General features: G+C 39.6%; 17 protein-coding genes. All 17 read left to right on the forward strand.

The genetic code is table 11. The features are described from left to right. The first annotated feature begins 11 nt into the window (after nt 1-11). Nucleotides 12-866, forward strand: coding sequence for a class II fructose-bisphosphate aldolase (locus MHH37_RS02990; protein WP_065216618.1), 855 nt, complete (start codon nt 12-14; stop codon nt 864-866). 184 nt (nt 867-1,050) lie between these two features. Continuing rightward, nucleotides 1,051-1,701 carry a fructose-6-phosphate aldolase gene (gene fsa / locus MHH37_RS02995; RefSeq protein WP_008404490.1) on the forward strand — a complete coding sequence of 217 codons (651 nt, stop codon included), beginning with the start codon at nt 1,051-1,053 and terminating at the stop codon, nt 1,699-1,701. Nucleotides 1,702-1,959: 258 nt separating this feature from the next. After that, on the forward strand, nt 1,960-3,237 hold the full coding sequence (locus MHH37_RS03000) for a UDP-N-acetylglucosamine 1-carboxyvinyltransferase (protein ID WP_008404487.1): 1,278 nt from the start codon (nt 1,960-1,962) through the stop codon (nt 3,235-3,237). A 156-nt stretch (nt 3,238-3,393) separates the two neighbouring features. Then, nucleotides 3,394-4,359 carry a class II fructose-bisphosphatase gene (gene glpX / locus MHH37_RS03005; RefSeq protein ID WP_008404484.1) on the forward strand — a complete coding sequence of 322 codons (966 nt, stop codon included), beginning with the start codon at nt 3,394-3,396 and terminating at the stop codon, nt 4,357-4,359. Nucleotides 4,360-4,550: 191 nt separating this feature from the next. Continuing rightward, nucleotides 4,551-5,834 carry a transcription termination factor Rho gene (rho, locus tag MHH37_RS03010; protein WP_008404483.1) on the forward strand — a complete coding sequence of 428 codons (1,284 nt, stop codon included), beginning with the start codon at nt 4,551-4,553 and terminating at the stop codon, nt 5,832-5,834. A 252-nt stretch (nt 5,835-6,086) separates the two neighbouring features. Then, the gene (gene rpmE, locus MHH37_RS03015) at nt 6,087-6,287 is read left to right on the forward strand and encodes a 50S ribosomal protein L31 (protein WP_008404481.1); all 201 of its coding nucleotides are present in this window, start codon (nt 6,087-6,089) and stop codon (nt 6,285-6,287) included. Between the two features lie 420 nt (nt 6,288-6,707). Further along, nucleotides 6,708-7,280, forward strand: coding sequence for a thymidine kinase (locus tag MHH37_RS03020; RefSeq protein ID WP_008404479.1), 573 nt, complete (start codon nt 6,708-6,710; stop codon nt 7,278-7,280). Nucleotides 7,281-7,487: 207 nt separating this feature from the next. Further along, complete coding sequence (gene prfA / locus MHH37_RS03025; RefSeq protein ID WP_087615671.1) at nt 7,488-8,564, forward strand: peptide chain release factor 1; 1,077 nt, start codon at nt 7,488-7,490, stop codon at nt 8,562-8,564. Continuing rightward, complete coding sequence (gene prmC, locus MHH37_RS03030; protein ID WP_342574927.1) at nt 8,551-9,414, forward strand: peptide chain release factor N(5)-glutamine methyltransferase; 864 nt, start codon at nt 8,551-8,553, stop codon at nt 9,412-9,414. Before prfA ends, prmC begins: the two co-directional genes overlap by 14 nt. Before the next feature lie 43 nt (nt 9,415-9,457). Next, nucleotides 9,458-10,072: a stage II sporulation protein R gene (locus MHH37_RS03035; RefSeq protein ID WP_008404472.1), complete on the forward strand. Its 615-nt coding sequence runs from the start codon at nt 9,458-9,460 to the stop codon at nt 10,070-10,072. A gap of 31 nt (nt 10,073-10,103) precedes the next feature. Continuing rightward, nucleotides 10,104-11,135, forward strand: a complete 1,032-nt coding sequence (locus MHH37_RS03040; protein WP_342574928.1) for an L-threonylcarbamoyladenylate synthase — start codon at nt 10,104-10,106, stop codon at nt 11,133-11,135. A gap of 113 nt (nt 11,136-11,248) precedes the next feature. Beyond that, complete coding sequence (locus MHH37_RS03045) at nt 11,249-11,746, forward strand: manganese efflux pump (protein ID WP_008404468.1); 498 nt, start codon at nt 11,249-11,251, stop codon at nt 11,744-11,746. Nucleotides 11,747-11,765: 19 nt separating this feature from the next. Then, nucleotides 11,766-12,215, forward strand: coding sequence for a low molecular weight protein arginine phosphatase (locus MHH37_RS03050; protein WP_342576207.1), 450 nt, complete (start codon nt 11,766-11,768; stop codon nt 12,213-12,215). A 1-nt stretch (nt 12,216) separates the two neighbouring features. Beyond that, nucleotides 12,217-13,509 carry a HAMP domain-containing methyl-accepting chemotaxis protein gene (locus MHH37_RS03055; protein WP_008404464.1) on the forward strand — a complete coding sequence of 431 codons (1,293 nt, stop codon included), beginning with the start codon at nt 12,217-12,219 and terminating at the stop codon, nt 13,507-13,509. Nucleotides 13,510-13,868: 359 nt separating this feature from the next. Further along, nucleotides 13,869-14,228 carry a cytochrome c gene (locus tag MHH37_RS03060; protein ID WP_232504567.1) on the forward strand — a complete coding sequence of 120 codons (360 nt, stop codon included), beginning with the start codon at nt 13,869-13,871 and terminating at the stop codon, nt 14,226-14,228. Between the two features lie 293 nt (nt 14,229-14,521). After that, nucleotides 14,522-14,962 (forward strand): ribose 5-phosphate isomerase B, encoded by a 441-nt coding sequence (gene rpiB / locus MHH37_RS03065; protein WP_008404461.1) that lies wholly within the window; start codon nt 14,522-14,524, stop codon nt 14,960-14,962. 14 nt (nt 14,963-14,976) lie between these two features. Then, a complete protein-coding gene (locus MHH37_RS03070) occupies nt 14,977-15,531 on the forward strand; it encodes a TIGR01440 family protein (protein ID WP_008404459.1) in 555 nt (184 codons plus the stop codon). The last annotated feature ends 35 nt before the right edge of the window (nt 15,532-15,566 follow it).

The raw sequence follows: 15,566 nt of genomic DNA on the forward strand, positions 1-15,566 counted from the left end.
GGATTTTAATAATGGCATTAGTTTCAATGAAAGAAATGTTAATTAAAGCAAAAGCGGAAGGTTATGCAGTAGGTCAATTCAATATTAACAATTTAGAATGGACGCAAGCCATTTTACAAGCAGCAGAAGAAGAAAAGTCACCAGTAATTCTAGGTGTTTCTGAAGGTGCCGGAAAATATATGGGCGGTTTCATTGCTGTTGTAAAAATGGTTGAAGGCTTAATGGAAAGCTACAAAACAACTGTTCCAGTAGCAATTCATTTAGATCATGGTTCAAGCTTCGATAAATGTAAAGAAGCGATCGATGCTGGTTTTACTTCTGTAATGATTGACGCTTCACATCATCCATTCGAAGAAAATATCCAAACGACTAAAGAAGTTGTCGACTATGCGCACGCAAAAGGCGTATCTGTTGAAGCAGAACTTGGTACTGTAGGCGGCGAGGAAGACGGTGTCATTGGTGGCATTATGTACGCAAACCCGCAAGAATGTAAATCATTAGTTGAAGCTACAGGTATCGACTGTTTAGCTCCAGCATTAGGTTCAGTTCACGGTCCTTACAAAGGCGAACCAAACTTAGGATTTGCTGAAATGGAAGAAATCTCAACATTAACAGATGTTCCGTTAGTATTACATGGTGGAACAGGTATTCCGACAAAAGATATTCAACGTTCAATTTCTTTAGGTACAGCAAAAATTAATGTAAACACAGAAAACCAAATCTCGGCTACGAAAGTAATCCGTGAGTTTTTAGAAAATGATAAGAAAACATATGATCCACGTAAATATTTAGGTCCAGCTCGTGAAGCGATTAAAGCGACAGTAATCGGTAAAATGCGCGAATTCGGCAGCTCTGGAAAAGCCTAAGCTTCTTGAGTTTAGAGGCAGAGTTTTACTACCCGTTAAAGCGGGATAAATGAATCCACAAAAGAAAAGTGCACAAACTATGCGTACTTTTCTTTGTGAACACGTGTTTTTCAACATAAGACATCTCGTTCACAAATGAGCGAGATGTGTTTTTATAATCAAATGTAAATCGGAGGCTATTATAATGAAATTTTTTATCGATACAGCAAACTTTGACGAAATTAAAGAAGCATACTCTTGGGGAATTCTTTCAGGTGTAACGACGAACCCATCATTAGTTGCAAAGGAATCAGGCGTGAATTTCCACGACCGCTTACGTGAAATTGCTGAGTTAGTAAACGGCTCGGTTTCTGGTGAAGTTATTTCTTTAGACGCAGAAGGAATGATTCGTGAAGGGGAAGAATTGGCTGCGATTCACCCGAATATTACAGTAAAACTTCCAATGACACCAGAAGGATTAAAAGCATGTAAACACTTCTCTGAAAAAGGCATCAAAACGAACGTGACATTAATTTTCTCTGCAAACCAAGCATTGATGGCGGCACGTGCAGGCGCATCTTATGTATCTCCATTCTTAGGACGTCTAGATGATATTGGTCAAGATGGCGTAGAATTAATCCGTGAAATTGCTGAAATGTTTGCTATCCACGAAATTGAAACGGAAATTATTGCCGCATCTATTCGTCACCCGCAACATATTACGCAAGCTGCATTAGCTGGCGCACATATTGCAACAACTCCATACAAAGTTTTACAGCAACTGTTTAATCATCCATTAACAGACAAGGGAATTGAAGGATTTTTAGCGGATTGGGCAAAGCGAGAAGGGAAATAATAAGAATAACTCACAGCAGTCGACTTATTATCAATTACGCCACGGCGTAATTGTGTCCAGATTTTTTTGAGTTTAGGCCTACAGGACGTGGGTAAGTCAGCCGTTGTCGCACGGCGACGTTTTTAGGCTGACTTCCTCATTAAAACATCCTTTAAAAAATCTGTGACATCTGCCAGAAGCTCATCTTCATTCAGCAGATGTCCGTAGACTTCTGCTGAATGAAGATGAAATTTGTCCAATCGTAAGGGAGAACACAAAATGGATGTTTATAAAATTCAGGGCGGAAATCGTCTAAAAGGTAAAATAACCGTTAGCGGTGCAAAAAATAGCGCAGTTGCTTTAATTCCTGCATCAATTTTGGCAGATTCTTCCGTTACCATTGGGGGAATTCCAGAAATTTCAGATGCATGGACGTTAAAAGCACTTCTAGAAGAAATTGGCGGAGAAGTAACATTCGAAAATGGCAAGATGACGATTGATCCATCAAAAATGGTTGCGATGCCGCTGCCAAACGGCAATGTAAAAAAATTGCGTGCTTCCTATTATATGATGGGTGCCATGCTGGGACGTTTTAAACAAGCGGTAATCGGCATGCCAGGCGGGTGTTTTTTAGGGCCACGTCCAATCGATCAACATATTAAAGGTTTTGAAGCTTTAGGAGCAAAAGTAACAAATGAGCACGGTGCGATTTACTTACGCGCAGATGAATTAATTGGTGCGAAAATTTATCTGGATGTTGCAAGTGTCGGCGCAACAATTAATATTATGCTGGCAGCAGTGCGGGCGAAAGGGAAAACTACAATCGAAAATGCAGCGAAAGAGCCTGAGATTATTGATGTTGCGACACTTTTAACAAATATGGGTGCCAATATTAAAGGCGCAGGAACGAGCGTTATCCGTATTGAAGGTGTCGATGAGCTAAAAGGTACGAAACATACAATTATACCGGATCGAATTGAAGCAGCTACATTTATGATTATGGCTGCAGCGATTGGTGATGGTGTACTTGTCGATAATGTCATTCCGCTTCACATGGAAGCCGTAACAGCTAAACTTCGCGAAATGGGTGTAACTGTGGAAGAGAATGAGGAAAGCATCTACATCTCCAAGCAAAAGAACCTGCAGGCGGTTGATGTAAAAACACTGGTCTATCCAGGATTCCCGACTGATGTTCAACAGCCTTTATCTGTATTAATGACACAGGCGGAAGGGACATCGATGATTACAGATACAATTTATTCTGCCCGATTCAAGCATATAGACGAACTGCGACGTATGAGTGCAAAAGCCCGTGTTGAAGGCAATACGGCCATCATTCAAGGACCTGCATCTTTGGAAGGATCCACGGTAACGGCAACAGATTTACGCGCGGGTGCTGCATTAGTATTGGCTGGACTTATCGCAAAAGGTGAAACAGAAATTCACGATATCTACCATATTGAACGCGGCTATAGTTCATTAATTGAAAAGCTTTGTGCAATTGGTGCAAATATTCGTAAAGAGTCCATTGTCATTAAAACAAAGAATAATGCATAAATTTGCTATAATTCGTGATCCGAATCGCGCAACGATGAGAGTATGATAATATATATTTGGATAATAAAAATATGTTAGTTCATAATACAATTCAAAAAAGCAGTTAATTTAGGCTGTTAAAATCGGTTTTAACCGATTACAGGAGGCAAACACAAAATGGAACGTAGTTTATCAATGGAAGTAGTACGTGTAACAGAAGCAGCAGCGATTGCATCAGCGAAATGGATGGGACGCGGACTTAAAAACGAAGCGGACGACGCAGCAACAACAGCGATGCGTGTTATGTTTGATACAATCCCAATGCATGCGACAGTTGTAATTGGTGAAGGAGAAATGGATGAGGCACCGATGCTTTATATCGGTGAAGAATTAGGGCTTCGAAATGGCGGACCTGAAGTTGATATCGCAGTAGATCCATTAGAAGGTACAAATATCGTAGCAAAAGGTACAAATGGCGCGATGACAGTACTGGCAATTGCAGACCGAGGCAATCTATTAAATGCGCCTGATATGTATATGGATAAAATAGCTGTAGGGCCGGAAGCGGCAGGTAAAGTTGATATTAACGCTTCTGTTACGTACAACTTATTGCAAGTGGCAAAAGCAAAAAACAAAGATATTTCCGATGTTGTAGCAACACTTTTAGACCGTCCACGTCATCAGCATATTGTCGATGAAATCCGTGAAGCCGGTGCACGTATTAAATTCATTCAAGACGGTGATGTAGGTGCAGCGATTAACACAGCATTCGATGAAACTGGTATCGATATTATGTTCGGTATGGGTGGCGCACCAGAAGGCGTTATTGCGGCAGTTGCGTTAAAATGTTTAGGTGGCGATTTCCAAGCGAAACTAGTACCTGAAGATGAAGAACAGCTTGCTCGTTGCGTAAAAATGGGAGTCGACGTAGATAAAGTATTAATGATGGAAGACCTAGTTAAAGGCGATGATGCTATTTTTGCAGCAACAGCTGTAACAGATTCGGAGCTTTTACGCGGTGTTCAATATAAAGGTTCCTATGCACTTACACATTCAGTTGTTATGCGTGCAAAAACAGGAACAGTACGCTTTATCGAAGGACGCCACAGCATTGATAAAAAACCAAAGTATGACCAAATTTAACTTCCCGTATAATGTAAGTAGCCTCAGATAGAAAATGCCCATTTTCAAATTACTTACACTATAATATAATAAATGCCCAGTGTAAAAACTGGGCATCTTTCAAATAAAGTGTAGTATACTTCTCTTACACAAATTCCTAAACATCTTTCAATAACTTAAAAAATTAAATTTTAATAGACTGGAGAAAACGTATGACAGCATTAACAATTGCTCAATTAGAAAGCATGACATTAAAAGAATTATATGCTTTGGCGAAGCAATACAAATTATCAAATGCTAGTAAGCTAAATAAAAAGGAACTAATTTTTGCAATCTTAAAAACCCGCTCTGAACAAGAAGGTTTCTTCTTCATGGAAGGTGTTTTAGAAATTATTCCTACAGACGGCTTCGGATTCCTGCGCCCGATTAACTATTCTCCTTCAAAAGAGGATATTTACATTTCTGCTTCCCAAATTCGTCGCTTCGATTTACGAAATGGTGATAAAGTTTCAGGTAAAGTTCGTCCGCCAAAAGAAAATGAACGTTATTATGGCCTATTGCAAGTTGATGCTGTAAATGGCGAAGATCCTGAAGTTGCAAAAGAGCGTGTGCATTTCCCGGCGTTAACGCCGCTTTATCCGGATCGCCATATTAAGTTGGAAACAGTACCTACAAAACTTTCAACACGTATTATGGATTTAGTAGCGCCTGTTGGTTTTGGTCAACGTGGATTAATTGTGGCACCGCCAAAAGCCGGTAAAACGTCTTTATTAAAAGAAATTGCCAACGCTATTACGACAAACCATCCGGAAGCGGAACTAATCGTCCTGCTAATCGATGAGCGTCCGGAAGAAGTAACGGATATCGAGCGCTCAGTAAATGCTGACGTTGTTTCTTCAACGTTTGATGAAGTGCCTGAAAATCATGTAAAAGTAGCAGAAATCGTATTGGAACGTGCACGACGTCTAGTAGAACAAAAACGCGATGTTATTATTTTAATGGATTCGATCACACGTTTGGCACGTGCCTATAACTTAGTGATTCCGCCAAGCGGCCGTACACTTTCAGGTGGTATTGACCCTGCTGCATTCCACCGTCCGAAACGTTTCTTCGGTTCTGCCCGCAATATTGAAGAGGGCGGCAGTTTAACAATTTTAGCGACTGCTCTTGTTGATACAGGCAGCCGTATGGACGAAGTAATTTATGAAGAATTTAAAGGAACGGGTAACCTGGAACTGCACTTGGATCGCAGCTTGGCAGAACGCCGTATTTTCCCTGCAATCGATATCCGCCGTTCAGGTACGCGTAAAGAAGAGCTTCTTATTCCGAAAGACCAGCTTGATAAATTATGGGCAATCCGTAAAACATTCAGCGATTCACATGATTTTGGTGAAAAGTTCTTACGCAAACTACGCACAACAAAAACAAACGAAGAATTCTTTGAAAAGCTTGATACAGATATGAAGAAAGCTACGAACGGTAAAGGGTTGTTATAGATTTTAGAAGATTGAGCGCGAATGGAAATCAAGTTCTTGATTTAGTGAGGAACTACATACATTCAATTTCGTAAAATAATATAAAATAGTTGCAACCTTTTTTAAAACTTGCTATACTTCTTTAAGTATGAAACGTGCACATATATAGCTGACCTCAACACATTACGTATGTAGTGACATATTCGGGCTATGTAAGGTGCAGTTCGAAAATACTCTGTTCCGGATGGTTCAGGGCGAGAGGAGAAAACGAATATGAAACAAGGTATCCACCCAGATTACAAAGTAGCAACAGTAACTTGCTCTTGTGGTAATTCTTTTGAAACAGGTTCAGTTAAAGAAAAGATCTCAATCGAGTTCTGTAACGAATGTCACCCATTCTATACAGGTCGTCAAAAGTTCGCTTCTGCTGACGGACGTGTAGATCGCTTCAACAAAAAATATGGTATGAAATAATACCTCTGCCCATTTCCGCATTGCTGGAAATGGGTTTTTAATTTTTTGAAGCACTGATTTCATTTTATTAGAAGATATTGAGCAGGTATTAGAACAGTTTTACAGGTTATTAGAAAATCTGAATCGTTTATTTGAAAACCTCCATCGGATAGTAGAAAAAGTACATATTATATTAGAACTTCAGACTTTTATTAGAAAAAATAAAAATATATTAGAAGAATTTAGAAGATATTAGAAAACTTTCGCACATGTTTTTCTAAAGAGAAATATTCTAATAAATAGAGGACCTTTTGCAATAGACGAATGGCAAAAAACTAGCTAAGATAAAAGAAGTGAAAAGTTGACCTTGAGTTTCATGCTCAAGGTTTTTTGTTGGTGAAAAACGAACTTGTAATTTTATTTAGAAACGGGGATAAATAAATGGCGCAATTATTTTATAAACATGGGGCAATGAATAGCGGGAAATCGATTGAAATTTTAAAAGTTGCCCACAATTATGAAGAACAGAATAAAGCGGTAATGATTTTTACTTCAGGAATTGATACGCGCGATGAAGTCGGTACGGTTTCAAGCCGAATTGGTTTAAGACGTCCGGCAGTTGCGGTTTTTGAAGATACAAATATATATGAAATCGTGGAAAAACACGAAGGAAAATTATATTGTGTACTAGTTGATGAAGTGCAATTTTTAACAAAAGAACATGTTTTGCAGCTGACTCAAATTGTAGATGAGCTGAACATTCCGGTTATGGGCTTTGGCTTAAAAAATGACTTCCAGAACGAACTGTTTGAAGGCAGCCGTTATATGACGATTTACGCGGATAAAATTGAGGAAATGAAAACAATTTGCTGGTTCTGCCATAAGAAAGCGACGATGAATTTACGAGTAGATGAAAATAAAAAACCAGTCCGTACAGGTGATCAAATTCAAATTGGGGGTAATGATAGTTATTACCCTGTTTGCCGCAAATGTCATTCCAATCCGCCACTATAATTTTAGGTGAAGAATAGATATTGAAACGACACTAGAAAATTTAAATATATGAGTGCGAATGTGTAAATGATATGAAGAAAGTTCAACATAGATGTAGCAACAACCGCAAAATTTCTTTATACTAGTAAAGGTGCATTTTAACGTGACTCGTGAGAAGACGAGTGAAATACAACTAATAACAAAATAACTTTTAGAGGTGAAATATAGATGTTTGATCGTTTACAGGCGGTTGAAGACCGTTACGAAAGATTAAATGAATTGCTAAGCGACCCGGATATCGTCAGCGATTCTAATAAGCTTCGCGAATATTCAAAAGAGCAATCCGATATTCAGGAAATGGTAGATGTATACCGTGTATACAAATCGGTGAAAGAGCAACTGGCAGATACACGCGAATTAATGGAAATTGAAAAAGATGCAGAAATGCTGGAGATGATGAAGGAAGAGTTTAATGATTTAAATAAACAAGTTCCGGAATTAGAAGAGCGTCTGCGAATTTTATTAATTCCTAAAGACCCGAATGATTCGAAAAACGTAATTATGGAGATCCGCGGAGCTGCTGGCGGTGACGAGGCTAATATTTTTGCAGGTGACTTATTCCGTATGTATACACGCTATGCGGAAACGCAAGGTTGGAAAGTGGATGTAATGGAAGCAACACCAAACCAGGCAGGCGGTTATAAAGAAGTAATCTTAATGATTAACGGTCAAGGTGCTTATTCGAAATTCAAATATGAAAACGGCGCACACCGTGTTCAACGTGTACCGGCGACAGAATCTCAAGGCCGTATCCATACATCAACTGCTACGGTTGCATGTTTACCGGAAGTTCATGTAGAAGATGTAGAAATTCATGAAAAAGATATTCGCGTTGATACATTCGCTTCATCTGGTGCGGGTGGTCAGTCGGTAAATACAACGATGTCAGCTGTTCGTATGACCCACTTACCGACAGGTGTTGTCGTTTCGATGCAAGATGAGCGTTCACAAATTAAGAACCGTGAAAAAGCGATGAAAATTTTAGTAGCGCGTGTAGCGGATAAACACCGTCAAGAAGCACAGGCTGAAATCGATGCAACACGTAAGACAGCAGTAGGAACAGGCGACCGTTCTGAACGTATCCGTACTTACAACTATCCACAAAACCGTGTAACAGATCACCGAATTGGTTTGACGATTCAAAAACTTGACCAAATCGTTGAAGGTAAATTGGATGAAATCATCGATGCACTTATTTTAGATGAGCAGGCAACACGCTTATCAAATTTAAATGAAGATGCATAAAACCATTTTTGAGGCCCTGAATGGGGCTTCTTCTTTTTTAGAGAAGAACGGTCGCGAAGGAAATGCCGCAAGAATTTTATTGCAGCATATTTTACAGACAAGCTATTCGGGTTTAATGATGAAGATGCACGATGTTCTACCTGAAGAGCAGCAACAGCAGTTCGATGATTTTATTCAAGAACATGTGAAAGGGCTTCCTGTACAATATATAACGGGTGTAGAAGAATTTTACGGCCGTACATTTGTAGTTGATGAATCGGTACTGATTCCTCGTCCGGAAACGGAAGAACTGGTTGTCGGAACGATTGAGCGTATTCGCAAGTTATTTGGGGATAATCAAAAGCTGAAGTTTGCCGATATTGGGACAGGCAGTGGTGCTATTGCTATTACGATGAAAAAAGAATGTCCGCAGCTTGATGTAACAGCAACAGATCTTTCCCCTGCAGCACTTGCAACAGCACAAAAAAACGCTGAGCAGCTGAAGGCAGAAATTGAATTTAAGCTCGGCGACTTAACAGAACCAATTGCGAATGAAAAATGGGATGTTGTACTTTCGAATCCGCCTTATATCGCCTATGAGGAAATGGAGGAGATGTCCGATGTTGTCGTAGCTCACGAACCGCATCAGGCATTATTTGCAGATGAAGATGGACTCTTGCTTTATCGTAAACTAGCAGAAAACTTACCGGCCCTTATGAAGAAACCGGCATTAATTGGTCTGGAAATAGGATATACACAAGGAGAAGCAGTAGCGGATTTTTTCAAAAAAAGCTTTCCAAATGCCTATGTATCAGTCGTTCAAGATATAAATAAAAAAGATCGTATTGTTTTTTGTGAGATTAGTGAATAAAAAATAGATTCCTTGTAAACAATGTTTGCAAGGGGGAATGATTATGTTACATGATTACGATATTCAAAATGAATCCAATCTATTTTTAGCGATTGCTAAATTACTAATAAGTGTTTTATTTCTATATTGTGCTGCTACATTTATACCTACTTTTGTAGATGATATCCGCATTGATCAAGGAGAAAGCAATGACCAGTTAAAATTCCGCGTTATTGCCAACAGTTCGACAAATGCCGACCAACTCATCAAGTATGAGGTAGTGGAAACAATTCAAACCTATTTGCAAAATACACCTGAATTTTCAGAAGATATCCACAGTGTGGAAAACATGTATCAGGAAATTCAGAAAACTTACCCACAATTAAAAATTACCTATAAGTTTGGGGATAACTTAATCCCTCCGAAATGGGTGGCTGGTCAGTTTTATCCGCAAAAAGAATATTATTCTGTTAACTTCATTATTGGGCAAGGTCGTGGCGAAAACTGGTTCTGTGCAGTATTCCCAACGCTTTGTATAGTTAATGAGCCGGTGGAAAATGAACGGCCGCCATTTTTTATTGCTGAATGGTGGGAGAAACATATGGAAAAAAGTGATCCACAAAACACAGAAGAACTTGTAGAAAATGATCCAACTTACTCACAATTTGTGGATAGTTAAATCAAACATTTACAGAAAGGAGGAGAAAGTAATGCACACTTTTCAATTAATTGTGGATGAATTTGTGGATAATTCAGAAAATTATACACAGGCTGTGGATTTATTAAATAACGGCGAAATAGTCGCTTTTCCGACAGAAACCGTATATGGCTTGGGTGCCGTTGCGACAAATGAGCAGGCAGTGAAGAAAATATTCGCTGCAAAAGGACGACCTTCGGATAATCCATTGATTGTTCATATCGGAACGGTGGAAGAAGTATCGCTGTATACAACAAATATTTCGGAAGTTGCCCAAAAATGTATGGAGGCTTTTTGGCCAGGTCCATTGACGCTTGTTATGGATGTTAAGCCGAAAGTTTTAGCGCCGAGTGTTACGGCAGGATTAGATACTGTTGGAATTCGTATGCCCGATCATCCAGTAGCACTGGAACTTCTTCAAACATTAAAGAAACCGTTAGCCGCGCCAAGTGCGAATCGCAGCGGCAAGCCTAGCCCGACGAAAGCTGAACATGTATTTGAGGATTTGCAAAACATTATTCCTTGTATTTTGGATGGTGGGATGACGGGAATCGGACTTGAATCGACCGTTTTGGATGTCACACTGGAAACACCCGTTATTTTGCGTCCGGGCGGAGTGACGAAAGAAATGCTCGAAGCAGTAATTGGACCAGTTGTTGAGCCAAGTCTGGAACAGCAGAAAATTGATTCGACACCGAAAGCGCCTGGTATGAAATATACCCATTATGCTCCGGATGCACCTGTCTATTTAATAGAAGCAAATAAAAAAGCGATTGAAACGGCTATTGCCGAATTAAAACCGGTACATAAAGTGGCCTTATTGGCACCGCAGAACTTTGAAGAGATCGAGGCCGATTATTATTTTTCATTCGGAAGTGCACATGATCTCGAACAAATGAGCGCTTCACTATATGATGCATTGCGTTCATGCGATAAAACGGATGCTACGATTATTTTAGCGACGGCAACATCAAAAACCGGTGTTGGTACAGCGATTATGAACCGTCTGGAAAAAGCTGCAGGCGGCAAATGGTATTCACTTTAAAAAATCAAACCACATCTTATAACAATGGGATGTGGTTTTTGTGTATAAACAAAAGGATATTTCCCCGCCCAAAAGCATAAATTACAACAGCGCTTAGTGGAAGAGGGGAATAGATGCAAGAAGTAGTTGCCGGGATCTTAATGTCGTTCGATGTCGTTGCACTGTATTTAATTGCTACAAATGTTAAGGCGAAATGGTTATTAGCTTTATGGACGGCCTTTTTACATATGCTTTTTCCGTTACTCGGTTACCGCTTTGGGGAATGGCTTGCCGTCTATTTAACAAACTGGGCATCAGGTCTTTCTACATTATTATTGTTTTTTGTTGGACTGCAATTACTGCTCTCGAAGAAAGATGAAAGTTTTCCTGCGATGTCTTTACCGATAATTGCGATTTTTGCAAGTATTGACACCTTTTCAGTTAGCCTATCTTTTGGTATGCTAAATTTACAAAAATATGTTTTTGTTATTAGTGCCGGCCTCTCGACATTCATATTGTCATATGCGGCATTGGTAATAGCGCAAAAATCACCAATTTTTAAGAATAATGCATTAAAGAAAGTAGCAGGACTCCTCCTGATTATTATGAGTGTGATGCTACTAAAATGGTAAATTAGAGGGTGTGAGGAACATTAATATTTATTTTATTTGTACAGGCAACACATGTAGAAGTCCTATGGCAGCAGCAATTTTACAAGCAAAAAACTATGAGAATATTACTGTGCGTTCAGCAGGTATTTATGCGCACGAAGGCAGTGACATGTCCCTGAACGCAAAGGAAATATTGCATAGAAAAAATATTTCGCAATCGCACCGTTCATCCCGATTTACGGTAGAAGATGCACAATGGGCGGACCTGATTTTAACGATGACGACCGTTCATAAAGAAATGGTCCTCCGTTTAGTAGAAGAAGCGGCACATAAAACGTTTACACTAAATGAGTATGTAGCGATGGAAACTGGACTGGATATTCAAGATCCATTCGGTGGAAACCTGCAAGTATATGAACAAACATACGAGCAATTGAACGAAGCAATCAACAAGCTGGAAACGAAATTGAAATTGGAGGATAAAATTTAACATGAACTCTCAGAAAAAGGTCTTTAGTTTGCGCAAGAAGCTCGTATTATTTGTCGGGATATTAGCGCTGATTACCTACACTTGCAGTTTTGTATTTATCGAATACTTACGCCCAATGTTTTTTGAATCGACAAGCACAAGCGTATTTCAGATTATTACCTATTTATTAGGGATCTTTTGGTCTTGTGCATTGGCTGCGGTATTTGGTTTAGTCATTGTTCGCCCATTACAGCAATTGGAGCGCAGTGCAAACCATGTAGCGGAAGGTAAAATCGGACAAGATGTCGAAATGCCGAAAACCAATGATGAAATCCGCTCAGTAGCAGAGGCATTCCAAACAATGGTGATCAATTTGCGCAAGATGGTAAACGGGATTGAAGACAATTATAAGTCAACCGATGAAACGATTTTGAAGCTGTCGGAAGAAAGTATTTCTGTAACGAACAACGCTGAGCAAATTACAAGCAATATTAGCCAGATTTCATTGGGGGCTGAATCTTCGGCGGTTGCCATTCAAGAAACAGTGGAAGCCATTGAAGAAGTTCGCACATTAGCTGCGGAAGTGAACAATAAAGCGTTACATACAGCAAGTCGCTCAAAAAATCTTTTAACAAACTTAACGTCTACAACAGATGCCATCCATGGCGTTGTAAACAGTATTAAAAAAATTGCAACAGATAATGAAAATTCATTAGTAAATATTCGTGAGCTAGAAAAAAATGCCGAGCAGATTGAACGGATTATAGGTTTAGTAGGCGATATCGCAGGACAGACGAATCTGCTTGCATTAAATGCATCGATTGAAGCTGCACGAGCAGGTGAGCATGGGAAAGGCTTTGCGGTTGTGGCAGAGGAAGTGCGCGGTCTGGCGGATGAAAGTGCAAGTGCAGTTCAGGGGATTACAACATTGATCCACACAATGCAGCAAAATGTATCGGTTGTCGTTAAACAGATGAACGAACAAGTATCATTTGCGGTAAACGAATCGTCACGTGTTTCTGAAACAACGTCGGCAGTAGAAGGCATGACAAAGTCCGTTTATGAAATGGCAGATGATGTCGTTCAAATTTCGGATTTAGTCGCACAGCAAATGAAAAATATCGAACATACGTCACACCAGTCACAGGAAGTGGCGGCAATTGCCGAACAAACTTCTGCAAGCGCTCAGGAAGTAACGTCTGCTTCATTGGAACAGGCTGAAGCGATCAAGCAAGTAGAGGAACTGGCAAGTAATTTAAAGCAACAGTCTGCAGAGCTTTATCGAATGATTCAACAATTCGACCGCACACAGTAGATGGGAAGGGCGTTTTAAAATACCGAATGGATAAACGGGCATGGTTTATCTGTTGGGTATTTTTTATTTGAAGGATGTTTTCTAATATCGAGGTGAGATTTTCTAATAACCGTGGTAAAGTTCTAATAAAATGTCTATCTTCTAATATATTGGCTGCTTGTTCTAAATCCTTTTCAGATTTGCTAATAAAGGTTATCGATGTTCAAATAAACGTTAGCGATTTTCTAATATCCAAAGTGAAAGTTCTAATAAACACTACCATGCGTTCAAAATCAGAACCCGTTTCAAAAACAAAAAGACTGGGTATGGTACACTATTGTTTACAATAATTAGTCCTGGGGGGATTTATATTGAACAAGATGAAGTACTGGTTACTAATGGGTGTAGTCGTAGCAGGTCTCGCTGCATGTGGTGATGCGGAGGACGCGGATACGACAGATTCTGTTGATTCTACACCAACCGAATCGACTGAATCATCCGGAGAAAAGGACGCAGCTGAAACTTCAGATGTCTCGGCAGGTGAAAAAGTGGCAAATGCCAGCTGTGTAGGATGTCATGGTGGAGACTTAACGGGATCAATGGGACCGGACTTAACGAACACTTCTTTATCAAAAGAGGAAATCGTGAATGTACTAGTCAATGGTAAAGGTGCAATGCCGAAGGGTACAGCAGATGGCGAAGAAGAAGCGGTAGCAGAATATATTTTATCATTACAATAATTGTTAAAGGCCTGCTCATAGTCAATGAGCGGTCTTTTTTTAGTAAAACAAATTGTGCAAAAGCTTTTTAACATAACAAACTCACGTAAAGCTGAACATTACCATAATTAATAATTAATAAATATAAGAATATTACTAAAAAGTTAACAATACACTATAATTGTTGTCATAATATTCGTCTTTATGCATGTATTTTGAAAGTTATTCGGAAAAGACGTGTTATTCTTCTGGAATAAATGGTACACTGATGGTGAATATAATAAGTAAATAAAATCGAGGCAGGAGGGATCTTCATGAGAATTGCAATTTCTTCAGATCACGGCGGTAATAATTTACGTAAAGAGATTATGTCACTACTTGATGAAATGTCAATCAGTTATGAAGACTTTGGTCCACAAACGGACGAGTCAGTAGATTACCCGGACTATGCACGTCCAGTAGCTGAGAGAGTAGCTGCAGGGGAATTTGACAGAGGAATTTTAATTTGCGGGACTGGAATTGGGATTTCGATTGCTGCAAACAAATTTAAAGGGATTCGTTGTGCACTTGTACATGACGTGTTCTCGGCAAAAGCGACACGTTGTCACAATGACTCAAACGTTTTAGCAATGGGTGAGCGTGTAATCGGTCCAGGGCTGGCACGTGAGATTGTTGCAACTTGGTTGGATACACAGTTTGAAGGCGGTCGTCATATTCGCCGTGTTGAAAAGATAACTGAAATCGAAGAAGGGTAACAGATGGTGATTCAATGACAAACTTACACGATTTGCAAAAAGATTTAGCGCAAGCATTATCCGAATTTGAGCAACAAGTGAAGTTTTCTGAAGGTCAGCTATTTGTCATCGGCTGTTCCACATCGGAAGTGATGGGTGAGAAGATTGGAACAGCTGGTGCATTCGATGTAGCGCAAGTTCTATACAAAGAATTTTCAATATTCGCGCAAAGACATAAAATTCACTTAGTTTTCCAAGGCTGCGAGCATATTAACCGAGCGCTGACACTCGAGGCTGCAGCTGCTAAAATGTACCATTTAGAACCTGTTTCGGTCATTCCGGTCCGTACAGCAGGTGGCTCTATGTCTGCATACGCTTTTACACAAATGGATGAGCCTGTAATTGTGGAAACCATCCAAGCACATTACGGGATTGATATCGGTCAAACATTAATCGGCATGCACTTAAAAGCGGTTGCTGTGCCTTTACGAACATCTGTTAAGCAATTAGGCGATGCAGTCATTACGTTAGCGACAACACGTCCGAAACTTATCGGTGGAGAACGTGCGCAATATACTGTAACACCTTAACGTTACATATATCATTTTGAATTGGAAACTCCGAT

It is taken from the genome of Solibacillus sp. FSL K6-1781 (assembly GCF_038630735.1).
Classification (GTDB): Bacteria; Bacillota; Bacilli; order Bacillales_A; family Planococcaceae; genus Solibacillus; species Solibacillus silvestris.